Raw genomic sequence first — 23411 nt, 5'->3', positions numbered from 1 at the left:
CATCCGCGAGCAGAGATGGGACGGAGATTCGCCATGGCCACCACGACGGCACGGGACATCATGACCGGCGGCGCGCAGTGCGTACAGGCGCACGAGAGCGCCCTCGACGCGGCGCGGAAGCTGACGGAATTGCAGGTGGGCGCCCTGCCCATCTGCGGCGAGAACAACCGGCTCGTCGGCGTCGTCACCGACCGGGACATCGTGGTGCGGGTCCTCGGTGCGGGGCTCGCTCCGGGGGAGGTCGAGACGGGCACCCTGGCACAGGGTGAGGCCATCACGATCGGCGCGGACGACGGCGTCGACGAGGTCTTCGCGACCATGACGCAGCACAAGGTCCGACGCCTGCCGGTGATCGACGGCACCGACCTCGTCGGCATGGTCGCGCTCGCGGACGCCGCCCGTGCTCTCGACGCCCCCGACGCGGGGCGCCTGGTCGCCGCGCTCTCCACCGACTGAGGCCCACGGACAGACAGGCACATCGTTCACAGGAGATGACCCGCATGACGGACCACACCAGTGGCGCTCCCAATGCCGCGTCCGCCTCGGCCCAGGTCTCGGCCGAACTCTTCCCGCCCTACCCGTTGCAGCGCCTGCGGCGGCCGGGGCTCGAGTCCGAGATGGAACTGGCCCCCCGTTACCAGGCCAAGAACTATCGGCCGGCGGACAAGCTCGCCGGGAAGGTCGCGCTGATCACCGGCGGGGACTCGGGCATCGGCCGTGCCGTGGCCCTGCTGTACGCCCGTGAGGGCGCCGACGTGGCGATCGTCTACCTGCCGGAGGAGGAGCCGGACGCCAAGGAGATCAAGGGCGAGATCGACGCTCTGGGACGCCGGGTCCTTCTCCTCCCCGGTGACCTGCGCGATCCCGATTTCTGCGCCGAAACGGTGCGCCGCACGGTCGAGGAGCTCGGCGGGCTGAACATCCTGGTGAGCAACGCCGCGTATCTCAACAGCCAGACGGAACTGGACCAGTTGACGTCGGAGGATTTCGACCGAGTCTTCAAGACGAATGTCTACGCGTACTTCCACCTGGTGATGGCAGCCGTCCCGCACATGAGCCAAGGTGACTCGATCATCGCGACGGCCTCGGAGGAAGCCCTCAAGGGAAGCGACCTGATGATGGACTACGCCGCGTCCAAGGCGGCCGTCGTGGTCTTCACCAAGTCCATCGCCCCGCACCTGGTGAAGAAGGGCATCCGGGCCAACGTCGTCGCTCCGGGCCCTACTTGGAGCGCGCTCAACCTGGCCGGACAGCGCTTCACCGACGACTACCTGACGAACCTGGGTGCCCAGACGCCCCTGGGGCGGGTGGCCCAGCCGGAGGAGATCGCGCCGGCCTACGTCTACCTCGCCAGCGACGCGGACTCCAGCTACACCATCGGCGAGACCATCGCGGCCACCGGCGGATACACGGACTCCCGCTGAGGACGGCGCAAGGCAACTCCCCTGCCCAGGCCCATGGCTTGAGCAGCGTCTTGATCACCCCGAAGCCCTGTGGCCAGCCCTCACGACTACCCTGGGCAGAGCATGGCCGCCGGGCCGGCGGGCATGCCCCTCGCGTACGGGTGCCACGGAAGCGGCCGGAGCGAGAGGAGTGGCGAAAGTGATCCGAAAGTTGCAGGCTGTCGCGCTGGACTGCGCCGATCCGGTACGGCTCGCACGGTTCTACGCGGAGCTGCTCGGCGGCCGGGTGGTCGCAGACCCGGAGGATGCTGACTGGATCGAGGTGCACGGGTTCGAGGGGACACCTCTGGCCTGCCAGCGGGTGGACAGCTACCGACCTCCGCAATGGCCCAGCCAGGAGCACCCGCAACAGCTCCACCTGGACTTCGACGTGGACGACCTCGAAGGGGAGGAGAAGCGGGCGCTCGCCCTCGGCGCGACCGTGCTGGAGCGGACAGACCAACTCCACCCGGGAGCCAATTGGCGGATCTACGCCGACCCGGCCGGCCATCCTTTCTGTCTCTGCCTCCACTGAGCCCATCGAACTCGTCGCGCGGCAAGTCGCGTCACGACCAGCGCGACCCGGGTTCTTCGGTGTCTCGCTCACCCTCCCATCCCTCTCATCTGACAGCCGCAGTCCTACCGTCAGGGCACCCGGGGTGCGGACACTCACGCGGTCAGTCCTATATTCATACAAACAATTCACGCGTGGCTCTGCCGCGCTGGACACGGGGTGGGACCGCAGTGATCGAACCTGACGGCACTGGACCCGCCCGGGCCGGGGCCCGTGCTGCCCGCAAGGCGCGTACGAAGGCGCGGCAACGCAAGCAGATGGCCGTGATCGCGGCTGTGATCGGGCTGGGCGGGGCGGCCACCACGGGGGTCGTCGCTCTGGGGGGCTCCTCCGGGGACGGGGACGGCTCCGGGCGCACCGCGTCCGCCCCTTCGGACAGTGCGGCGCAGAAGGCGCGTGCGGCCAAGCGGGCGAAGAAGGGGGAGGAGAAGTGGGACGGCAAGGTGCGGGTGCTGGGGGACGGCTCCACCTCGTACACCGGGCCGCAGTCCGGGCAGCTCAAGCCCAAGAAGCTGAAGCCCGGTGAGAAGCCGCCGCAGTTCGTGGTCTTCTCCTGGGACGGCGCGCTGGAGGGCGACGACCGCCGCTTCTCCCACTTCCGCCAAGTGGCGCGGGAGAGCAAGGCGCACATGACGTTCTTCCTCACCGGGATCTACCTCCTGCCGGAGAGCAAGAAGTCGCTCTACCGTCCGCCGCAGCACAACACGGGGGCGGCCGCCATCTCGTATCCGACCGTCCCGCACATCCGGACCACGCTGGAGCAGCTGCGCGGCGCCTGGAAGGACGGGCACGAGATCGGTTCGCACTTCAACGGGCACTTCTGCGGTGCCAAGGGCGGCGGCGACTGGAGTGCCGGGGAGTGGAAGAGCGAGATCGAGCAGACGTACTCGTTCATGAAGGAATGGAAGACCAACACCGGGTTCACCGAGGAGGGGCCCCTGCCCTTCGATCCGGACCGGGAAGTGGTCGGCGGCCGTGCGCCCTGTCTGGAGGGGCAGAAGAACCTCCTGGCCGCGGCCAAGCCGTTCGGCTGGCGCTACGACGCGAGCTCGTCGGGCGACTTCCAGATATGGCCGTCCAAGGCCGGGGGGCTGTGGAATTTCCCTCTGCAGCTCCTGCCCCTGGAGGGCAAAGAGGTGCAGGTCCTCTCCATGGACTTCAACTTCCTCTACCACCAGTCCGGTGACAGCACCCAGGGCGACCCGGCGAGGTTCCCGGCGTGGGAGGCGCAGGTTTCCACGTCGTACATGAACGGGTTCAACCGCGTCTACAACGGCAGCCGGGCTCCGATGTTCATCGGCAACCACTTCGAGGACTGGAACGGCGGCATCTACATGAACGCCGTCGAGGATGTGATGCGCAAGGTGTGCCCGCGCAAGGGGGTGCGCTGCGTGTCGTTCCGCGAGTTGGCCGACTGGCTCGATGTCCAGGACCCGAAGGTCCTGGACCGGCTGCGCCTGCTCGACCCGGCGCAGGCACCGAAGTGGAAGTCGCTCATCAGGTAGCGGGGCAGGCGGGACCTCCGGCCCAGACCCTAGGTGAGCGCCTCGATGTAGTGGGTCCACAGGTCCACCGCTCGTCGGCTGGCGGGTGTGGTGGGAGCGTCGCCGCCCAGCCCCTTGAGCGACAGGGGCACCAGGTCCTTGAGCGACATGCGGTAGACGACCACGGCCGTGGTCTCGTCGTGGGTGCCTCCCACGAACCAGCCCGCCGTGTTCGCGGCGGTCGTCCCGGTCTTGCCCACGGCGGCGGGGTGTGCCGCGCCCGCCGCCTCGGCCGACCCGTCGGTCATGGTGGCCCGCAGGGCGTCCGTGACCGCCTGGGCGGTCTTCTTCGACATCGCCCGGGCGGGTCGCGGTACGGCGAGCGGCACGGCGTCCCCGGCCCGGGTCACCGAGCGCACCGAGTAGGGGTCGGCGTGCATGCCCTGGGCGGCGAAGGTCTGGTAGGCGCCGGCCATCCGGATGGCGCTGGGCGTCGAGTTCTCCCCGAGTGCGAACACGGGGATGCGTTCTCCCAGGCTGGAGGGGAGCAGTCCCGCCCGCAGGGCGTATTTCTCCACCCGGTCCAGGCCGACGTCGAGGCCGAGTTGGAGCAGGGGTGTGTTCACCGAGTCGGCGACAGCCTGGCGCAAGGTCACCTCGCCCCAGTCGCGGCCGCCTTCGTTGCGGCCCTTGACCACCTTGCCGCTGCGGTCCCAGTAGGGCCCTTCCGGTGTCCGTACGGCGATCTTGTCGTCGCCGTCGTAGACGCTGGCCGGGGAGACGGGGGTGCGGCCCCCCTCCCGGGTACGCGCGACGCCGTCCTCGAGCGCGGCGGCGTAGACGAAGGGGGTGAACGCCGAACCGGCCGGAATGGTCGTCGCGTTGGACTGGTTGAAGCCCTGTTTCAGGAAGTCGCGGCCGCCGTAGACGGCGAGCAGCCTGCCGTCCGGGGCCACGCTCGCCGCGCCGATCCTGGCGTGCTGGTCTGTGTCGGGCCGCCGCTCGGCGTCGAAGTCCTTCTCGGCCCGGTGGACGGCGGCGGTCAGGGCCTTGGTGCGCTTGCGGTCGAAGGTCGTGCGGATCTGGTAGCCGCCCAGGTCGTAGTCGGCGGCGGTGATGTGCCCGGCTTTGACCGCTTGCCGCTTGGCCAGCTCCACCAGGTAGCCGGTCCGCGCGCCGGGGATGTCGCCCGAGCCGGACTTCGTGGGTTCGGGGAACTTCTTGTACGTGGCCCGCTCGGCCTGGGAGAGGTGGCCGGTTGTCACCATGCGGTCCAGGATCCAGTTCCAGCGTTCGACGGCCCGCTCGCGGTTCTCCTTGCCGAGTGCCGGGTCGTAGAGTCCGGCGCCTTTGAGGAGAGAGGCCAGGAAGGCGCCCTCGCTGGGGTTGAGGCGCGAGACGTCCTTGCCGTAGTAGGCGTGCGAGGCGCGCTGGATGCCGTAGGTGCCCCGCCCGAACCAGCTCGTGTTCAGGTAGGCCTGGAAGATCTCGTCCTTGCTCGTGTGGTTGTCCAGCTTCACGGCGAGCAGGGCTTCGGTGAACTTCCTGGACAGGGTGCGGTCCTGGCTCAGGTAGACGTTCTTCACGTACTGCTGGGTGATGGTCGACCCGCCCTGGGTCTCTCCGCCCGTGAGCGCGGCGGTCGCCGCGCGCAGAACACCGCTCGGTGAGACTCCGGCATCCGAGTAGAAGCTCGCGTTCTCGGCCGCGAGGACGGCGCCCCGGACCTTCGGCGGCACCTTCTTCAGCGGTATCTCCTGCCGGATGACCCAGCCGGTGCGGGCCATGACGCTGCCGTCGGCCCAGTAGTACACGTTGTCCTGTTGTGTGGCGAACGAGTTGAGGTCATCCGGTATGCCCGTGGTGGCGTACGCGATCGTGACGAAGCCGGTCAAGCCGAGCGCCAGGTAAAGGAAAGCGCCCAGCCACTGGCGCCACGAAGGCAGCCACCGGCGCCAGCCGCTGCGGCCCGGCCGGGGGTAGGCCGGTCGCAGCCGGCGCAGTTGTCCGCGCACCCCGGCGAGGGCGCCGGGTATGCCGCCCGTGGCCCGCTGCCTGGACTTCCTGCGCCGGCCGGTCGCCGTGCGGCGCTCCCCCGGTGCCGCCCGCCGTCTCCCGCCGCCTTGGCCTGCGGCCATCTTGCGCCCACCCACCCCGTGTGCCTCCTCTGTCGCGCTCTGGCGCTCACATTAGAGGCAGTTGGAGTCGTGCGTCGCGGCCCACGGGGCCCTGGTTGCCTGGTCCGGGCGCCTTCGGGTTCCGCAAAGGGGGGGCAACGGCTGGGTTGGGGCCCGCACTTGTGTCAAGATTCCGTGCCCCGGTCGGGGAGATCGAGTAACGGAAGAGGAAACGCAGTGACATCCATAGCGATACCCAAGAGATACAGACCCGCCGCCCTCGCCGGTGTGGCCGCGGCCGTGGCGTCCGGCTGCCTGGTCGCGCCCTCCGCGCACGCGGACGCCGGTGGTGTGCCCCGCAAGGCCGACCACCGGACACTCGCCACCTTCGCCCGCATCGCCGATGACGTCCTCTCCCGGCGCACCCAGGCCCTGGTGGAGGACCGCGCGGGGCGCGTCCCGGACGCCGACGCGGTGACGACGCGCATGTCCGGCCGGCTGCGGACGGATGAGGACGCCGCGCTGCGGTCGCTGCGTGCCCGCAAGTCGCGCCTCGCCCAGCTCGGCGAGGCCTACACGAAGGCGGACACCCGCGTCGTCGTGGACCGCGCCACGCTCACCGGCAGCACGGCGACCGTCCAGGTCACCGCGTCGTCGACGCTCACGTACAAGAAGGTGCGCGGGGACGAACCGCAGACCACCGTGTCCTCGACGCGGCAGGAGTTGAAGTTCGCCGGTACGAAGGACGGCGGCTGGCAGCTGACCAAGATCACCGCGCGCGACCAGGGCCCTGTCGCGGTCGACGAGCCCGCGGCGGCCCGGACGAACACCGTCGACGACGACGGCAACCAGTACCCGGACGGCACACCGGCCTCGACGAAGTACCCCACCACGCCGATGCCCTCGGGCAAGACGGCGGGCACCTACTCCTACTCCGCCATGGCGCAGTACGCGGAGAAGTACTGGCGCAGCTACAACCCGGCCTACCGCAAGTTCAACGGAGCCGGCGGCGACTGCACCAACTTCGTCAGCCAGGCGCTGAAGGCGGGCGGCTGGAAGCCCGTCCCCGGCTCCGCCTACGACTACCGGAACTGGTGGTACGAGAGCGCGGGCCAGAGCACCTCCTGGGTCGGGGTGAACGAATGGGCATGGTTCACGCTGTCCAACCGGCGGGCCCCGAACCTGGCGAGCGTCTACCAGATGGACGTCGGCGACGTCCTGCAGGTGGACTTCGACAAGGACGGGTCCAAGGACCACACCATGCTGGTGACGTACCGCAACAGGCAGGGCATGCCGTACCTGACCTACCACGACACCGACACCTACCGCAGGTCGCTCGCGAGCCTGCTCGCGTCCTACCCCGACGCGCGCTACTTCGCGTACCGCACCTGAGAAGAACCGGTGACCGCGCAGAACCGGTGACCGCGCAGAGCGGCGCGGGCGGCTTCGGGCCGCCCCGCCGCGGCGGGCAAGCGCGTCCGTACCGGTGAGATGACCGATGCGGTGTCAGAACCCGACCGCGTCGCGGATCAACGGGCACGTCATGCAGTGGCCGCCGCCGCGGCCCCGGCCCAGTTCGGCGCCGACGATGGTGATGACCTCGACGCCGGCTTCGCGCAGCAGCGCGTTGGTCTGGGTGTTGCGGTCGTACGTGAAGACCACGCCCGGTTCCAGGGCGACGGCGTTGTTGCCGCTGTCCCACTGCTGGCGTTCCGACGCGTAGACGTCGCCGCCTGTCTCGATCACCCGCATCGAGGAGAGCCCCAGTGCCCTGGTGACGACGTCGACGAACGTACGGGAGCCCTCGTCGGTGATCGAGACGCCGGCGGGGCCGTCGCCGGGGCGCAGGGTGAACGCGTGGACGTCGTCCATGATCTTCGGGTAGAGCGTGACGATGTCGCGGTCGGCGAAGGTGAAGACGGTGTCGAGGTGCATCGCGGAGCGCAGCTTCGGCATGCCGGCGACGATGACACGTTCGGCCGCGCCGTTGGCGAACAGGGCGGCGGCGACCTGGGTGATGGCCTGGCGGGACGTGCGTTCGCTCATGCCCATGAGGACGACTCCGTTGCCGACGGGCATGATGTCGCCCCCCCTCGAACGTGGCCTGACCCCAGTCGAGTTCGGGGTCGCCCCACCAGACGGTGGCGCCGGTGAAGTCGGGGTGGAACTCGTAGACCGCCTTCATCAGCAGCGTCTCATCGTGCCGGGCGGGCCAGTAGAGCGGGTTCAGGGTCACGCCGCCGTACAGCCAGCACGTGGTGTCGCGGGTGTAGAGGGTGTTCGGCAGCGGCGGCATCAGGTACTCGCCCACGCCGGTGGACTCGCGGACGAGCGAGACGTACGCGGAGCGGTACTCGTCCGGCAGGTCCGTCGTCGCGAGGCCGCCGATCAGGTACTCGGCCAGCCGTCGCGGCTGCAGCGTCTCCAGGTAGGCGCGAGTGTCGTCCATGAGGCCGATCCCGACCTGGTTCGCGGTGATCTTCCGCTCCAGGAGCCAGTCCCTCGCGCCAGGGACGCCCAGGGTCTGCGCCAGCAGATCGTGCAGCTCGACGACCTCGACCCCGCGCCGCCGGAGCTCGGCGACGAACTCGGCGTGGTCGCGCTGGGCGTTCTCCACCCACATCACGTCGTCGAAGAGCAGGTCGGCCGAGTTGGTCGGGGTCAGGCGGCGGTGGGCAAGGGCGGGCGCGCAGACCAGGACCTTGCGGAGCCTGCCGACCTCCGAGTGGACGCCGAATCCCGGACCGGTGGTGTGGGTGCTCGTCACGGAGTGCCTTTCCGGGGTCGCCCTGGGCATAGGAGCCAGGGAGCACTGCGGCCACTGCCAGTGCAATTTAACGCTTGTGTGGAAGGTTGTCCTGATATGCACATCGATGCCGGAGCCATTGAACGCCTCGTCCCCATGTCCGCCGCGATCGACGCGCTGGCGGCCGTCCTCGCCGCCGGGCTCGACCCGGAGGCGGAGCCGGACCGCGGGGTCGTGGACGTATCCGGCGGGCAGCTGCTCATGATGCCGTCGGCCACGGCATCGTACGCGGGCGTGAAGGTCGCCACGGTCACGCCCGGCAACGCGGACCGCGGTCTCCCCCGCATCCAGGGTTTGTACGTCCTTCTGGACGGCGAGACCCACACGCCGCTGGCCCTCCTGGACGGCATCGCGCTGACGTCGCTGCGTACCCCCGCCGTGTCCGGGGTGGCCGTCGGACGGCTCGCGGTGCCGGACGCCGGGCGACTCGTCGTCTTCGGGACCGGGCCGCAGGCGTGGGGGCACGTGGCGGCGGTGCGGGCGGTGCGTCCGGGGCTGCGCCACGTCGACGTGGTCGCGCGGAACGCCGGTCGCGTGGCCGACTTCGTCGCGCGCTGCCACGCCGTCGGCCTCTCGGCATCCGCGGCGACAGCGGACGTCGTGGCCCACGCCGACGTGGTCTGCTGCTGCACCACGGCACGCGAGCCCCTCTTCGACAGCGCCCTGCTGCCCGACCACGCCACGGTCGCCGCCGTCGGCTCGCACGAGCCGGACGCCCGCGAGGTCGACGCCGGTCTCGTGGGCCGGGCCACGGTGGTGGCGGAGTCCCGGGCGGTGGCGGCGCGGGAGTGCGGCGACCTGGTCCTCGCGACCGCCGACGGCGCCTTCGACATGGCGCGGCTGCACACCCTGGACGCCCTGGTCCGTGGCGAGGTGCGGGTCGCGGAGGGGCGGCCGCGGCTGTTCAAGTCGGCGGGGATGGCCTGGGAGGACCTGGCCGTGGCGGCCGCCGCGTACGAACGGTGGGCGGCCGCCGGGTGAGCACGTGCAGGTGTCTCAGCTGCTCACCGTCACCGCGTGCCGCACCACCGCGTCGAACAGGTACCCCTGGGCGTTGTGCACCGTCGTCTCCGGCTGGGTGCGGCCCGTGGAGTCGGTGGCGCGGGAGAGGAGCTCCGCCGGGCCGGTTCTGCCCGGCTGCCACGGGAACGACCAGCGGGTCCAGGAACCCTCCTGCCCACGGTCGTGCAGGCGGGCCGGGTGCCAGGAGGCGCCGCCGTCCGTGCTCACCTCGACCCGGGTGATCGCGCCGTCGGCCGACCAGGCGCGGCCCGTGAGGCGGTGGCGGGTGTGCGCGGGCAGGTCCGCGTTCCAGGGGAGCTCGAAGGCCGATTTGATGGTCTGGCGGGCGAGCGGGGCGCTGCCCTCGGGCGGGTAGGCGTCGCCGAAGAGACGGTAGAAGTCCGTGTTCCAGGGCGAGTACAGGGGCTTGGTGGAGACCTCGATGTCGCCCAGCCACTTGATCGAGGAAATGCCCACCCAGGAGGGGGCGAGGAGCCGCACCGGGAACCCGTGGTCGGGCGGCAGAGGGGCACCGTTCATCTCATACGCGAGGATGACGTCGTCCAGCGCCTTGGAGATCGGCATGGGACGGCGCACCCTGCCGTAGTTCGTACCGTTCGACGTGACGTACTCGTCGTCGAGGCCGCGCGGCATGATGTCCACCGCACGGCGGGAGAGACCGGCCTTCTGCAGGACGTCGGAGAGGCGTACGCCTCGCCAGTGGGCCACACCGATCGCGCCCGTCGTCCACGGAGTGCCCGAGCCCGCTCGGCCCTGCTGCGTCTTGAAGAAGTTCCTGGCGTTGCCCGCGCACTCGACGAACGCCGTGCGCGTCACCGGCTTGAGGCGCCGGAGGTCCGCGAGGGTGAATTCCCGCGCGCGGCCCGTCAGCCCGTCGCCCCAGATGTTCAGCTTCCAGGACGCCGCGTCGAGGCGCGGGGTCGTCGTGTGGTTGCGGACGAAGAAGCGGGAGACCGGGGTGGTGAAGCCGGTGTCGGCGAACGACTCGAAGCGGGCCTCCGCGTTCGTGCCGTGGACGATGAACCACTCCGGCGGCAGCGGCTTGACGATGCCCGGCCCCGCCGCCGTGGCGCGGGGCGCCGACAGGGCCACCGGGACCGTCGAGGCCAGGCCCGCGGCGGCGACCAGCCGCAGCATGTCGCGGCGCGCCACGCCTCCGGCGCGGGCCTCTCCGCCCAACCACTGGTGCAGTCGGCGCCGGTCGTACGACGTCTCCGACTCCGCTGCGTCTGTTGGCTCCGTGTGTCTGGTCATGGCCTCACGGTAGGAAAGACGGGTGGCGGCACACCGGAGATCGCCTTGATCTTCACAAAGCCGCAGTCTGGTTCAGGGCGTCGTCGTAGAGACCACGTACACCATCGGGTGCCGCGCGTTCGAGCGGTCCACGACGACGTCCAGGGTCGGCGCCGGGTCCTTCTGCGTGTGGGTGAGGCCGTACCAGGGGCCGGGGCCCGTGAACTCCCAGCCGACGACGTTCTGGTCGCGCTTGCTGATGGTGATGTCGTCGGCTTTGAAGGCGCTCTCTTTGCTGCCGATCTGCTGGAGGAACCTGGTGAGGCCCTCGTTGCTGGTGAGGAACTGGACGTAGAGACGGCTGGTGCGCCAGTTGTTCGTCTCGTAGTAGGCGACCTCTTCGGAGTACGGCTGCACCGGTACGTCGTACAGGCGTCGCTGCACCCGGGAGGGCCAGCCCGCGGTGAGGCCCGTCGCGGAGTACTTGTCCTCCTTGTCGCGACCGCTGTTGCGGCTCTGGTTCGCGGAGATCACCAGGTAGCCGGCGGGCACGCCGATGAGCAGCACGATGATGATCGCCGTCAGCCAGCGGCGGCGGATCATGTGGCTGCGGGCCTCGGTCTTGCGGGCCGGGCCCCCCTCCCCGTCCGGCGGCTCGGGGGCGCCGGGGTGGTCCGGGGACGAGGGCTGGCGTGGCACGGTCATCTACTGGGTTCCCTGGGATGTGCGGTCGTCGGTGCGGCGCGCCTCGGCGTAGCGCTCATAGCGTTCGTAGCGCTCCACGCGGCGCCGGTTGGCGCGGCGGAAGCGGCGGGCGACCAGGCGGGCCAGGTCGGCGGCGCCCACCATGCCGGCCTCGGGGCCGAGCTGGGCGCGGGCGATGCGGGCCTCGGGGCGGTAGCCGCGGCCGGTCAGGTGGCGACGGAACGCGTCGCGGGCCGGGCCGATCAGGAGGTCGTCGGCGGCGCTGACGCCGCCGCCGATCACGAAGCAGGAGGGGTCGAGGGCGGCGGCGAGGTTGGCGATGCCGACGCCGAGCCACTGGCCGATGTCCTGGAGCAGTTCGACGCACATCGCGTCGCCCTCGCGGGCCAGCTCGGTGATGAGGGGGCCCGTGATGTCGGGGACGTTGCCCTTCACACGCTCGATGATGCCGTACGCGACCGGGGAGTCCGCGGCGGCGAGCTCGCGGGCCTCCCTGACCAGGGCGTTGCCCGAGCTGTACTGCTCCCAGCAGCCGCGGTTGCCGCACGGGCAGCGGTGGCCGCCGGGGACGACCTGCATATGCCCGAACTCGCCCGCGACACCGAACTTGCCGCGCTTGACGGCGCCGTCCTCCAGGATCGCGCCGCCGATGCCGGTGCCGAGGGTGATCATGACCAGGTGGTCCTCGCCGCGGCCCGCGCCGAAGCGCCACTCCGCCCAGGCGGCGGTGTTCGCGTCGTTGTCGACCATGACGGGCACGGCGAGGCGGCCCGAGATCCGGTCCCGCAGGGGTTCGTTGCGCCAGGACAGGTGGGGGGCGAAGAGCACGCGGTTGCGGTCCGCGTCGACCCAGCCCGCGGCGCCGATGCCGACGGCGTGCACGTCGTGGCGGTCGGACAGGTCGAGGACCAGCTCGACGATGGTGTCCTCGACGACCCTGGGGCTCTTGGACTTGTCCGGGGTCTCCGTGCGGAGGGTCTCCAGGATGTTGCCGTCGGGGTCGACGACGCCCGCCATCACCTTGGTGCCGCCGATGTCGATGCCGACGGTGTTGACGCGGGGCGCCGTCAGATGTGATCGGCGTTCGCGGGTGCCCACGGTCCGCAGAACGGTGGCTCGTGCGGAGCCGCGGTGCGCGAGGTCGCGGTAGGTGCTCATTGCGGCGATTCTGCCTCACGCTCGCGGGGGCGCGCACAACGGGATCTCGCGGGGCGCGTGACGGGGTACGGGGATCGGCCTCCCCCGCGCCCCTGACACAGCACCCCCACCCGTCAGGCGGGCCCCCGGCCCTCCAGTTCGTGACGGAGGTCGTCGAGTTCGCTGCCGCCCGCCATCTGGCGGGTCAGTTCGTCGAGGGTGATCTCGTCGCGGGTGTAGCTGCCGGACATCGCACCGCGCTTGAGGAGGACGAAGCGGTCGCCGACCAGGTACGCGTGGTGGGGATTGTGCGTGATGAGGACCACGCCGAGGCCCGCGTCCCGCGCCGCGGCCACGTACTTGAGGACGACCCCGGACTGCTTCACGCCGAGCGCCGCCGTCGGCTCGTCCAGGACGAGGACCTTCGCGCCGAAGTAGACGGCGCGCGCGATGGCCACGCACTGCCGCTCGCCGCCGGAGAGCGTACCGATGGGCTGGTCGACGTCGCGCAGGTCGATGCCCATGCGGAGCAGCTCCGCGTGGGTCGTCGCCCGCATCAAGTCGACGTCCATGCGGCGGAAGGGGCCGGACCCCTTCGTCGGCTCGGAGCCGAGGAAGAAGTTCCGCCAGACCGGCATGAGGGGGACCACGGCCAGGTCCTGGTAGACCGTGGCGATGCCCCGGTCCAGCGCCTCGCGCGGCGTGGCGAACCGCGCCTCCTCGCCCTCGATCGTGAAGGAGCCGGAGTCGTTCCTGTGCAACCCGGCGATGATCTTGATGAGGGTCGACTTGCCCGCGCCGTTGTCGCCGAGCACGCACGAGATCTCCCCCGCGTGCACTTCGAGGGAGACGCCTTCGAGCGCGCGGATGTTGCCGTAGTACTTGCTGACGTCGTCGAGCTCGACGAGCGGCGTGCGCCCGCCCCCGTCCTCGGGGACCGCGTCGGTCTTCGTCATGTCCGTGGTCACTTCGTCGCCTCCGCGCGCTTGCGGACCCAGTGGTTGAGCAGGGTGGCGAGGAGCAGCATCACGCCGAGGAAGAACTTGAACCAGTCCGAGTTCCACTCGGCGTACACGATGCCCTTGCTGACCATGCCGAAGATCAGCGCACCGACGGCCGCACCGACCGCGGAGCCGTAGCCACCGGTGATGAGGCAGCCGCCGATGACGGCCGCGACGATGTAGATCAGTTCGTTGCCGACACCCTCGCCGGACTGCACGGTGTCGTACGAGAACAGCAGGTGCTGGCCGGAGATCCAGGCGCCGAACGCGACGCCCATGTAGAGGCCGATCTTCGTCTTGGCGACCGGGACGCCGACCGCGCGGGCCGCGTCCTCGCCGCCGCCCACCGCGAAGATCCAGTTGCCGACGCGGGTGCGCAGCAGGATCCATGTGGCGACCACGATCAGCGCGAGCCACCAGAGGATCGTGACCTTGAAGCCGACGCCGCCGATCGTGATCGTCTCGGCGAAGATCTTCTTGGCGGAGGTGAAGCCCTCCATGTCGGAGATCGACTTGGTGGAGACCGTGCCGCTGATCATCTTGGTGAAGCCGAGGTTCATGCCGGTCAGCATCAGGAACGTGCCGAGCGTGATGATGAAGCTCGGCGGGTCCGTGCGGGTCAGCATGACGCCGTTGAAGACGCCGATGGCGAGGGTGACGAGCAGCGAGACGCCGACGCCGACCCAGACGTTCGCCGTCATCTGGTAGCTGAACATCGACGAGACCAGGGCGGAGGTCGTCACGAGGACGCCCGCCGACAGGTCGAACTCGCCGCCGATCATCAGCAGCGCCACCGGCACCGCCATGATGCCGAGGGTCGAGGCGGCGTACAGGACCGTCGCGAGGCTGGAGGCCTGGAGGAAGCTGTCCGCGATGAACGAGAAGAAGATGAAGACGGCGATGGCACCGACGACCGAGCCGAGCTCGGGGCGGCCCATCAGTTTCTTCAGCGGCGAGGTCTTGACGAGCCGCTCGTCGGTCCTGTCGCCCGGGGCGGGTGCCGGTGCTGTCGCGGTCATCGGGTCCCTCGCTTCGCGTATTCCTCCAGCTCGGCGGCCTGGTCCTTGGTGATGATCTGCGGTCCTGTGAGGACGGGCCTGCCACCGCCGAGGACGTCGGCGTTGTACTTGTACAGCCAGAGCAGGTCGACGGCCTGGTAGCCCTGGAGGTAGGGCTGCTGGTCGACGGCGAAGCCGAGGTCGCCGGACTTCAGGCCGGCCGCGACCGTCTCGTTCAGGTCGAAGGTGTCGATCTCCGCCTTGCTGCCCGCGCTGTCCGCGGCCTTCACCGCGGTGTCCGCGAAGGGCGCGCCGAGCGTGACGACGGCGTCGATGGACTTGTCCGTCTGGAGCCGGGCCTCGACGGAGGACTGCACGTCGGGCATGTTGGTGCCGGTGACGTACAGGTTCTGCATCTTGCCGTCGAAGGTCTTCTTGGCCCCGTCGCAGCGCTGCTCGTGGCCGACGTTGCCCTGCTCGTGCAGGATGCAGAGCGCCTTCTTCTTGCCGCGCTTGTTGAGCTCCTCGCCGACGGCCTCGCCCGCGATCGTCTCGTCCTGCCCGATGTGGGTGAGCGCCCCGAACTTCTTGGACTCGGCCGAGCCGGAGTTCACGGTGATCACCGGAATACCGGCCTTCTTGGCGCGGGCCAGGGCGCCCTTCATCGCGTCCGGCTTGGCCAGCGTGACGATGATCCCGTCGACCTTCTTGTCGATGTAGGAGTCCACGAGCTGGGCCTGCTGCTGGGCCTCGTCGTCATGGGCGTAGAGGAAATTGATGTTGTCCTTGCGGGCGGCCTGCTCGGCACCGCTCTGGACGATGTCCCAGAAGGTGTCGCCGTCGCCCGAGTGGGTCACCATGCCGACGGTCCACCGCGGCGTGTTCACCGCCGCCTTGCCCTGGGCGGTCGCCGCCTTGCGGGCGTCCTCCGCGCGTTTGCCACCGGTGCTGCTGCATCCGGTGAGTCCCGCGGTGACCCCGAGCACCGCCACCAGCACGGCGCCCACCGTACGTACCCCTGTCTTCACCCTTGCCACGACGCCGTGCCCTTCTTGCTCTGCTGCTCTGTGCGGCCGGTCCGGATCCCCGGCCCCAGCCGCCCAAGTATCGACCACGCGGATCACGTGTGTGTCCATCGGGTGCCGCGAGTGTTCATCGCGTACCGCGTGCGGTGTACTTCTCCAGCTTCGGCACGTCCTTCCCGGTGACGACGGCGGGCCCGGTGAGGACGGGCTTGCCGCCTCCCAGGACGTTGGCGTTGGTCTTGTAGAGCCACAGCTCGTCCACGGAGAGGTAGCCCTGGAGGTAGGGCTGCTGGTCGACGGCGAATCCGACCTCCTTCGCCTTCATCCTCTTCACGACCTCGGCGTTCAGGTCGAACGTGTCGATCTCGGCCTTGCTGCCCGTATCCTCCTTGGCCTTCACCGAGTACGCGGCGATGGGCGCGCCGAGGGTGACGACCGCGTCGATGCCCTTGGTCGCCTGGAGCTTCGCGCTGATGGAGGACTGGGAGGCGGGCGCGTTGGTCCCCTCGACGTTCAGGTTCTCGACGGAGCCGCCGAAGCTTTTCTTCACTCCGGCGCAGCGCTGTTCGAGCGAGACGTTGCCCTGTTCGTGGATGACGCAGAGCGCCTTCTTCTTGCCGCGCTTGTCGAGCTCGTCGCCGACGGCCTCACCGGCCACGGACTCGTCCTGCCCGATGTGGCTGAGCGCGCCGAACTCCTCGGAGAACTCGCCGCCCGAGTTGATCGTGACGACGGGGATACCGGCGGCGTTCGCCTTGGCGAGGACGGACCGCATCGCCTCGGGCTTGGCCAGGGTCACGACGATCCCGTCGACCTTCTTGTCGACGAAGGACTGGACGAGCTCGGCCTGGCCCTTGGCCTCCTTGTCGTTGGCGTAGAGGAACTGGACGTTGTCCTTGCGGGCGGCCTGCTCGGCGCCGCTGCGGACGATGTCCCAGAAGGTGTCGCCCTCGCCCGAGTGCGTGACCATCGCGATCTTGAGCCGGGGCGTGTTCACGCCCGTGCCGCCCCCGCCCCCACTCCCGCCGTCCCCGGACTTGTCCTCGTCGTCCTTGCCGCCGGAGCCGCTGCAGCCTGCGGCGAGCGCGATCACCGCCAGACAGCTGACGACGCCCTTGGCCGTGCGGGATGTGCGCGTGGCTGTGCGGGATGTACGCATGATGGACCACCCCTCGTCTCCCGGCCGCCTCGGTGCGGCTGGAGGAGTTCTAGCGGGGGCGGCGCGGGACCGTCAATAAGTTTGTCAGAACATTCTGACGCCAGGGGTGCGCGTACGGCGGTCTCTACGGTCGTACGAGGAGCTGGAACTCGAAGGAGTACCGCGAGGCGCGGTAGACGTGCGAGCCGAACTCGACGGCGCGTCCCGTGTCGTCGAAGGTGGTGCGCCGCATGGTGAGCAGCGGGGCGCCCACCGGCTCGGCGAGCAGTTCCGCCTCGTCGGCGGTGGCGGCGCGGGCACCGACGGACTGGCGGGCGCTGTGCAGGGTGAGGCCCGCCGCGCGCATCAGGCGGTACAGCCCGGTGGCCTCCAGGCGCGCCGGGTCGAGGTCGAGGAGGCCGGTGGGGATGTGGTTGCGCAGGTGGGCCATGGGCTCGCCGTGCGCGAGCCGGAGCCGCTCGACGAGGTGTACGTCGTCGCCCTCGGCGACTCCGAGCGCCGACGCGACCTCGGCGGTGGCGGGCTCAAGGACTGCGCGCAGCACACGGGTCTCGGGGCGCTGCCCCGCGGCCTCCAGGTCGTCGTAGAGACTGCTGAGCTCGAGCGGTCGCTTGACCTGGCTGTGCACGACCTGGGTGCCGACGCCCCGCCGCCGCACGAGCAGCCCCTTGTCGACGAGGGACTGGATCGCCTGCCGCACCGTCGGCCGCGAGAGCCCCAGCCGCCCGGCGAGCTCGATCTCGTTGCCGAGAAGGCTGCCGGGCGTGAGGGCGCCGCGCTCGATCGCCGCTTCCAGCTGCTGGGCCAGCTGGAAGTAAAGCGGTACGGGACTGCTGCGGTCGACGCCGAGCCGGAGGTCCACGGTGGGGTCCTGGACCGGCTTGTCCTGAGCTGCTTTGGCGACTGGTTTGGACACGTGGCGAGCGTAGTCCCAGGAGATGATGACGGGTAGTTCTTAAGTTCTGTTGTCCGGACAAATTCCGGATCAGGCCTTGCGGGCCACCGCGCCGTACATCGCGATCGCACTGTCGTCGATGCCGTGCTGGTCGGGGCCCGGGCGCCACTTGTGGACCTGGGTGACACCCGGGTCGACCAGCTCCATGCCGTCGAAGAACGACGTGGCCGTGGGCAGGTCGCGCAGAGCCATCGGCATGCCCTGCGCGGCGTACTCCTCGGCCACCCGGCCCACCTCGCCGGGAGCGAAGTCCGCGGTGCCGATGGTCATGGCGAGGAAGCTGCCCGACGGGAGCGGCTCCAGGAGGCGCTGGACCAGGCGGCGGTCGTCCGGGGGCAGGATGAAGTGGAGGATGCCGATGACCATCAGGCCGACCGGTTCCTTCAGGTCGATCAGCTCGCGGAACTCCGCGCTGTCCAGGATGGCGTCCGGGTCGTGCATGTCCGCGTCGATGTACGCCGTCGCGCCCTCGGGGGTGCTCTGCAGGAGGGCGCGGGCGTGGGCCAGGACGATGGGGTCGTTGTCCACGTAGACCACGTGCGACTCCGGCGCCACCTGCTGCGCCACCTCGTGCAGGTTGGGCGCCGTGGGCAACCCCGTGCCTATGTCGAGGAATTGGCGGATGCCCTGCTCCTTGGCCAGGTAGTGCCCGGCGCGGTGCATGAAGCGGCGGTTCTCCAGCATGTGCACCGGCAGCGCCGGCCAGTGCTCGCACATCGTGTCGCCCGCCGCGGCATCCACGGGGTAGTGGTCCTTGCCGCCCAGGATGTAGTCGTACACCCGCGCCGAATGTGCCGTCGAGGTGTCGATCCGATCGCCCGCGCCGTGCATGGGCCGCTCCAATTCTCTGTGTACTCACCGGACTTCGGTGGCCGCGCCGAAGAACCTACGCCACCTCGTGATGGTGTCACGCCATCGCCCCGACTGGAGACGGCTCTACGGGACCGGGGGCCCGGCTTACGTACTGTTGTCAGGACAAAGCATTGACAGGACCGTCCGGCGTCGCGAGGGTGGGTGCATGCGCATCGGACTGATCGGAACGGGCCGCATCGGCTCCTTCCACGCGGCCGCCCTCAGCCACCACCCCGACGTGACGTCCCTGGTGATCGCCGACGCCGACGCCGCCCGGGCCACCGCCCTCGCCGCGCGGACCGGTGCGACGGCAGTGTCCTCGGCGGACGACGTCTTCGCCGCGGGGGTGGACGCCGTGGTGATCACGGCAGCGACCGCCGCGCACGCGGAGCTCATCGGCAGAGCGGCGCGTGCGGGCCTCCCCGTGTTCTGCGAGAAGCCCATCGCCCTCGACCTGCCGGGCACGCTCGCCGCCCTCGCCGAGGTCGAGGCCGCGGGGACCGTGCTGCAGCTCGGCTTCCAGCGGCGCTTCGACGCGGGGTACACGGCGGCACGCGAGGCGGTGCGCTCGGGCCGTCTCGGGCGGCTGCACACCGTGCGGGCGATCACTTCGGACCCCGCGCCGCCCCCGGCCGCGTACCTGCCGCTCTCCGGCGGCCTCTACCGCGACTGCCTCGTCCACGACTTCGACATCCTGCGGTGGGTGACGGGGCGCGAGGTCACGGTGGTCTACGCGACCGGGTCCGACGCGGGACCCGCGATGTTCCGCGACGCGGGCGACGTCGACACGGCGGCCGCGGTGCTGACCCTGGACGACGGCACGCTCGCCACGGCCACCGCGACGCGCTGCAACGGCGCGGGGTACGACGTCCGCATGGAACTGGCAGGTGACCGCGACCAGTTGGCGGTCGGCATGGACGAGCGCACGCCGCTCACCTCCGTGGAACCGGCGGGCCCGCCCGCTCCGGTCAAGCCGTGGCCCGGTTTCCTCGAGCGCTTCGCCCCCGCGTACGAGGCGGAGCTCGCCGCCTTCGTCGAGGTGGTCCGCGGCGCACGGGCGAACCCCTGCGACGGCCGCGAGGCGCTGCACGCGCTGCGGATCGCGGAGGCGTGCGAGCTGTCGCGGCGGGAGCGGCGGCCGGTGCGGATGGCGGAGATCTCCGTGGGGATCTCAGCTGACTGAGAGCCTGTGACAGCCAGCCCGCCGTGGAGAGCACTCAGGCCTCACGCCGTGGACAGCACCGTCCCCTGCGCGATCGCGCACAGCGTCTCCGTGCCCTCCTCGGCCACCGCGACCAGCTCGCAGCGCACCGTCGCCTGACGTCGGCCCGAGTGCACCACGACGGCGTGCGCGATGAGGGTCATGCCGGTCGCGGGGCGTACGTACTGGATGGAGAACCCGGACGTCAGGACGGCCGGGCCGAGCGTCGTGCCCGCGGCGAACGTGATGCTGTTGTCCGCCGCGTACGCCAGGACGCCGCCGTGCAGGAAGCCGTTCTGCTGCCGGAGCTCGTCGCGGACCCCGATCTCCAGCGTGGCCGCGCCCTCACCGAACCGCGTGATGCGGGCCCGCACGAGACGGCTGAACGGCTGGGCCTCCAGGACCTTCCGGGCCATGGCGAGGTCGAGGGGGTCGGGTACCGGCTGTGCGGGCAAGGGCTCGGTCATGACCGACTACTACCACCGGACGGGAAGCCGCCGCATCCCTCTGATCAGAGTCCCTGGCAGCCACTCCCCCGGCGGCCCGTCCGACGCGAGGCCGGGGCAGCGCTCCAGGAGGGAGCCGAGCGCGATCTTCGCCTCGACCCGGGCCAGCGGGGCGCCCAGGCAGTGGTGCAGGCCGTGCCCGAACGCCATGTGGCCCTGTGGGGCGCGGCGGATGTCGAAACGGTCGGGATCGGAGAAGCGCGCGGGGTCCCGGTCGGCCGCGGCGAGGGCGATCCGGACGACCGCGCCCGTCGGTATCACGATGCCGCCGAGCTCGGTGGGTTCGGTCGCGAAGCGGTACGTCGCGCACTCCACCGGCCCCTCATAGCGCAGGGCCTCCTCGATGGCGCCGTCCAGGAGGGACATGTCGGCGCGCAGCGCCGCGAGTTGGTCGGGGTGGGTGAAGAGGGCGTGGACGCCGTTGGCGATGAGGTTGACCGTCGTCTCGTGCCCGGCGATCAGCAGCAGGAAGGCCATGGCGCGCAGTTCGGAGGCGGAGAGGCGGTCGCCGCTCTCGTCGTCCGTGGTGCGGATCAGCGCGCTCAGCAGGTCTTCGCCCTGTCCCGAACGCCGTTTGTCCTCGACGAGATCGGTGAGGTACCCGGCCAGCTCCACGAAGGCCGCGCGCTCCTCCTCCTGGTTCGGTGACGCCACGACGCCGGTCGACATCCGGCGGAACGCCGCGCGGTCGATGTCCGGGACGCCGAGCAGCTCGCAGATCACGGTGATCGGCAGGTGGAAGGCGAGCGCTTCGAACAGGTCGGCCCGCCGGGTGGTGGCCGACTCGCCGTGGACGAGCATCTCGTCGAGGAGGTCGTCGGTGATCCGCTGGATGCGGGGGCGCAGGGCCTCGACCCGGCGCATGGTGAACTCCCGGGTGACGAGGGCGCGCAGCCGGGTGTGCTGCGGCGGGTCGGCTATCAGCAGATGCGTGCCGATCAGGTCTTCTTCGTGGAACGCGAAGTTCCCCGCGGCGGCGGACTTGGCGAAGCGGGGCTCGCGGAGCGCGGTCCTGCACTCCTCGTACCCCACCACCAGGTACGTGTCGTCCATGTCCTCCGGGGGTGGCAGGCGGACGCGGTGGACGGGTCCCAGAGAGCGAAGCTCCGCGTAGACGGAGTGCGGGTCCTCTCTGAATCTCGCGCCGTACGTATCCAGGTCGATGCTGTCCGCCATGTGGTCCCCTCCCAGGTGTTCATGTGGCCAACGTGCCGAACGCGGCGTTCTGTTCCCGCCCCACGCCAGGTTCAGCCGTCCTCGTCCAGCAGTCCCGCGTCGTGCGCCAACAGCGCGATCTGCACCCGGTTGTTGAGGTCCAGCTTCGTCAGGATCCGCGACACGTGCGCCTTGACCGTGGCGACGCTCAGGAACAGCTGAGCCGCGATGTCCGCGTTCGACCCGCCGCGCCCGACCGCGACGGCCACCTCGCGCTCCCGCTCCCCCAGCGTCGCGAGCCTGTCCAGCGCCCGGCGTCTGCGGTCGAGCTGCGGGTCGACGCCGGTGACCTGCGTGATCAGCTGCTGGGTCACCGTCGGCGAGAGCACGGGATCCCCCGCGGCGACCGCCCGTACCGCCGCGACGATCTCGGCCGGCGCCGTGTCCTTGAGGACGAACCCGGCCGCGCCCGCGCGCAGGGCGCGCAGTACCTGCTCGTCGGCGTGGAACGTGGTGAGGACGATGACCTCGGGGGCGCCGGGCCGCCTGCGCAGCGCCTCGGTGGCGGTGAGGCCGTCCATCGTGGGCATGCGGATGTCCATCAGGACGACGTCGGGCCTGAGTTCGCCGACCAGGGGGGCGACCTCGGTGCCGTCGGCCGCCTCGCCGACGATCTCGATGTCGGCCGCGCCGCCGAGCATGAAGGAGAGCCCGGCCCGCACGAGCGGATCGTCGTCGACGAGGAGCAGCTTGATCGGTTTCATGACGCCCACGGTAGCCAGGCCTCCAGGTGGAATCCGCCGTCGGTCCCGGCCTCGTGTCCGAGCCTGCCGCCCGCGAGCGTGGCCCGCTCGGCGAGCCCGATGAGACCCTGCCCCGAGCCGGGGACCGCGGGTACGGGGCCGGGCGGTGCGGGGTTGCGGACGGAGAGGGTCAGGCCCTCGCCGGGCGCGCCGGTGACAGTGACGGTCACCTCGGCGCCGGGGGCGTGTTTGCGGGCGTTGGTCAGGCCTTCCTGGGCGATGCGGTAGGCGGTGCGGCCGAGGGCCGTGGGTACGGAGCCGGGGTCGGCGACGCGGTTGTCGAGGACGACCTTCATGTCGGCGTCGCGGGACTCGGCGATCAGGGTGTCGAGGGCGGCGAGGGTGGGCTGCGGGCGGCCGGATGCGTCCGACTCGCTGCCGCGCAGGACGCCGATCACCTGGCGCAGGTCCTGCAACGCCTCGTGGGAGCTCTCCCGGATGACGCCCGCCGCCCTGGCGATCTCCTCGCGGGGTGCGTCCGGGCGGAACTCCAGGGCGCCCGCGTGGACGCTGAGCAGGGTGAGGCGGTGGGCGAGGACGTCGTGCATCTCGCGCGCGATGTCCTCGCGGGCGAGCCGCTGGGCCTGTTCGGCGCGGAGCGCGGCCTCGTTCTCCGCGCGGACGGCGCGGTCGCGCAGGCTGAGCAGGAGTTCGCGGCGGGAGCGCACGAACATGCCCCAGCCGATGACCGTGATGGTGAGCAGTACGCCGAAGGCGATGGCCAGGCCGTACGACATGGCGGCGTCCGGGCGCAGCCAGAAGGTGAGGGGGACCACGGCGATCGAGGCGCCGCCGATCCAGGCGACGTACCGGAACGGTCGGTGCACGGCGAGGGTGAAGAGGGCGACCGCCGCGGCGCCGCCCGCCGTGTCGGAGGCCACCGAGACCGGCACCAGGACGAGGGCGAGACCGACGGGCCACCGCCGCCGCAGCCAGACCGCGGCGCAGGCGACGGCTCCGAGCACCTGGTCGAACTCCGCCCAGCCCGGGGAGACGTGCGGGTTGTTGCCGACGGCGTCGGCGCCGACCATCCCGATGACGACGGCGGCGAAGAAGCAGGCGAAGTCCGCGATCCAGTCGCGGACGGTCCGCCGCGACTTGCGTCCTGCGCGGCTCGGGTCGAATTCGCGGGCGATGGCGGAGGGCAGCGTCCAGGGTCTCCTGGCCATGGGGCCGGGCAGGGGCCCCACCCCGGCGCCCGGCCCGGGTGTCCGCTCGCCCTCGGCGGGTCGCTT

At 70.7% G+C, this 23411-nt stretch carries 21 protein-coding genes and 1 pseudogene; 7 read left to right on the top strand and 15 right to left on the bottom strand.

What is annotated here, in order from left to right; all coding sequences use genetic code 11:
- Window positions 1-33: 33 nt before the first annotated feature.
- From NOO62_RS32335 to NOO62_RS32320, 4 genes are all read left to right on the top strand, one after another.
- Window positions 34-456, top strand: coding sequence for a CBS domain-containing protein (locus tag NOO62_RS32335; RefSeq protein ID WP_268774333.1), 423 nt, complete (start codon window positions 34-36; stop codon window positions 454-456).
- 44 nt (window positions 457-500) lie between these two features.
- On the top strand, window positions 501-1424 hold the full coding sequence (locus tag NOO62_RS32330; RefSeq protein WP_268774332.1) for an SDR family oxidoreductase: 924 nt from the start codon (window positions 501-503) through the stop codon (window positions 1422-1424).
- Window positions 1425-1602: 178 nt separating this feature from the next.
- A complete protein-coding gene (locus tag NOO62_RS32325) occupies window positions 1603-1977 on the top strand; it encodes a VOC family protein (protein WP_268774331.1) in 375 nt (124 codons plus the stop codon).
- 296 nt (window positions 1978-2273) lie between these two features.
- Window positions 2274-3521 (top strand): hypothetical protein, encoded by a 1248-nt coding sequence (locus NOO62_RS32320; RefSeq protein ID WP_268775885.1) that lies wholly within the window; start codon window positions 2274-2276, stop codon window positions 3519-3521.
- A gap of 29 nt (window positions 3522-3550) precedes the next feature.
- Here the strand turns inward: NOO62_RS32320 and NOO62_RS32315 are convergent, their stop codons facing one another.
- Window positions 3551-5638 (bottom strand): transglycosylase domain-containing protein, encoded by a 2088-nt coding sequence (locus tag NOO62_RS32315; protein ID WP_268774330.1) that lies wholly within the window; start codon window positions 5636-5638, stop codon window positions 3551-3553.
- Between the two features lie 216 nt (window positions 5639-5854).
- On the opposite strand from NOO62_RS32315, the gene NOO62_RS32310 reads away from it, so the two are divergent.
- Window positions 5855-7009, top strand: a complete 1155-nt coding sequence (locus NOO62_RS32310) for an amidase domain-containing protein (RefSeq protein ID WP_268774329.1) — start codon at window positions 5855-5857, stop codon at window positions 7007-7009.
- Between the two features lie 114 nt (window positions 7010-7123).
- Here NOO62_RS32310 and NOO62_RS32305 read toward each other — a convergent pair.
- Window positions 7124-8414: pseudogene (locus NOO62_RS32305) on the bottom strand (arginine deiminase).
- A gap of 66 nt (window positions 8415-8480) precedes the next feature.
- On the opposite strand from NOO62_RS32305, the gene NOO62_RS32300 reads away from it, so the two are divergent.
- A complete protein-coding gene (locus tag NOO62_RS32300; RefSeq protein ID WP_268774328.1) occupies window positions 8481-9404 on the top strand; it encodes an ornithine cyclodeaminase family protein in 924 nt (307 codons plus the stop codon).
- Window positions 9405-9419: 15 nt separating this feature from the next.
- Here NOO62_RS32300 and NOO62_RS32295 read toward each other — a convergent pair whose 3' ends face one another.
- From NOO62_RS32295 to NOO62_RS32255, 9 genes are all read right to left on the bottom strand, one after another.
- On the bottom strand, window positions 9420-10700 hold the full coding sequence (locus tag NOO62_RS32295) for a sulfite oxidase (RefSeq protein ID WP_268774327.1): 1281 nt from the start codon (window positions 10698-10700) through the stop codon (window positions 9420-9422).
- 72 nt (window positions 10701-10772) lie between these two features.
- On the bottom strand, window positions 10773-11384 hold the full coding sequence (locus NOO62_RS32290) for a sugar kinase (RefSeq protein ID WP_268774325.1): 612 nt from the start codon (window positions 11382-11384) through the stop codon (window positions 10773-10775).
- Window positions 11385-12542 (bottom strand): ROK family glucokinase, encoded by a 1158-nt coding sequence (locus NOO62_RS32285; RefSeq protein ID WP_268774324.1) that lies wholly within the window; start codon window positions 12540-12542, stop codon window positions 11385-11387.
- A gap of 113 nt (window positions 12543-12655) precedes the next feature.
- The gene (locus NOO62_RS32280) at window positions 12656-13477 is read right to left on the bottom strand and encodes an ATP-binding cassette domain-containing protein (RefSeq protein WP_268774323.1); all 822 of its coding nucleotides are present in this window, start codon (window positions 13475-13477) and stop codon (window positions 12656-12658) included.
- 8 nt (window positions 13478-13485) lie between these two features.
- Window positions 13486-14541 (bottom strand): ABC transporter permease, encoded by a 1056-nt coding sequence (locus NOO62_RS32275; protein WP_268774322.1) that lies wholly within the window; start codon window positions 14539-14541, stop codon window positions 13486-13488.
- Window positions 14538-15557, bottom strand: a complete 1020-nt coding sequence (locus NOO62_RS32270) for a sugar ABC transporter substrate-binding protein (RefSeq protein WP_414930922.1) — start codon at window positions 15555-15557, stop codon at window positions 14538-14540. The genes NOO62_RS32275 and NOO62_RS32270 overlap by 4 nt, the downstream gene beginning before the upstream one ends.
- Before the next feature lie 115 nt (window positions 15558-15672).
- Window positions 15673-16704: a sugar ABC transporter substrate-binding protein gene (locus NOO62_RS32265; RefSeq protein WP_268774321.1), complete on the bottom strand. Its 1032-nt coding sequence runs from the start codon at window positions 16702-16704 to the stop codon at window positions 15673-15675.
- A 124-nt stretch (window positions 16705-16828) separates the two neighbouring features.
- Window positions 16829-17566, bottom strand: a complete 738-nt coding sequence (locus NOO62_RS32260; protein WP_268775883.1) for a GntR family transcriptional regulator — start codon at window positions 17564-17566, stop codon at window positions 16829-16831.
- Window positions 17567-17689: 123 nt separating this feature from the next.
- On the bottom strand, window positions 17690-18490 hold the full coding sequence (locus tag NOO62_RS32255) for an SAM-dependent methyltransferase (RefSeq protein ID WP_268774320.1): 801 nt from the start codon (window positions 18488-18490) through the stop codon (window positions 17690-17692).
- Between the two features lie 187 nt (window positions 18491-18677).
- Here NOO62_RS32255 and NOO62_RS32250 point away from each other — a divergent pair, with 187 nt between their 5' ends.
- The gene (locus NOO62_RS32250) at window positions 18678-19694 is read left to right on the top strand and encodes a Gfo/Idh/MocA family oxidoreductase (protein ID WP_268774319.1); all 1017 of its coding nucleotides are present in this window, start codon (window positions 18678-18680) and stop codon (window positions 19692-19694) included.
- A 41-nt stretch (window positions 19695-19735) separates the two neighbouring features.
- On the opposite strand, the gene NOO62_RS32245 is transcribed toward NOO62_RS32250, so the two are convergent.
- The 4 genes from NOO62_RS32245 to NOO62_RS32230 all read right to left on the bottom strand — a co-directional run bounded on the left by NOO62_RS32245 (window position 19736) and on the right by NOO62_RS32230 (window position 23345).
- A complete protein-coding gene (locus tag NOO62_RS32245; RefSeq protein WP_268774318.1) occupies window positions 19736-20179 on the bottom strand; it encodes a PaaI family thioesterase in 444 nt (147 codons plus the stop codon).
- Window positions 20180-20188: 9 nt separating this feature from the next.
- Window positions 20189-21394, bottom strand: a complete 1206-nt coding sequence (locus NOO62_RS32240; RefSeq protein ID WP_268774317.1) for a cytochrome P450 family protein — start codon at window positions 21392-21394, stop codon at window positions 20189-20191.
- Between the two features lie 71 nt (window positions 21395-21465).
- On the bottom strand, window positions 21466-22137 hold the full coding sequence (locus tag NOO62_RS32235) for a response regulator transcription factor (RefSeq protein WP_268774316.1): 672 nt from the start codon (window positions 22135-22137) through the stop codon (window positions 21466-21468).
- Entirely contained in the window at window positions 22134-23345 is a 1212-nt protein-coding gene (locus NOO62_RS32230; RefSeq protein ID WP_268775882.1) for a sensor histidine kinase, read from the bottom strand. Before NOO62_RS32230 ends, NOO62_RS32235 begins: the two co-directional genes overlap by 4 nt.
- Window positions 23346-23411 lie beyond the last annotated feature (66 nt).

The organism is Streptomyces sp. Je 1-369 (assembly GCF_026810505.1).
Classification (GTDB): domain Bacteria; phylum Actinomycetota; class Actinomycetes; order Streptomycetales; family Streptomycetaceae; genus Streptomyces.
This window is presented reverse-complemented; position numbering and strand designations above follow the sequence as displayed.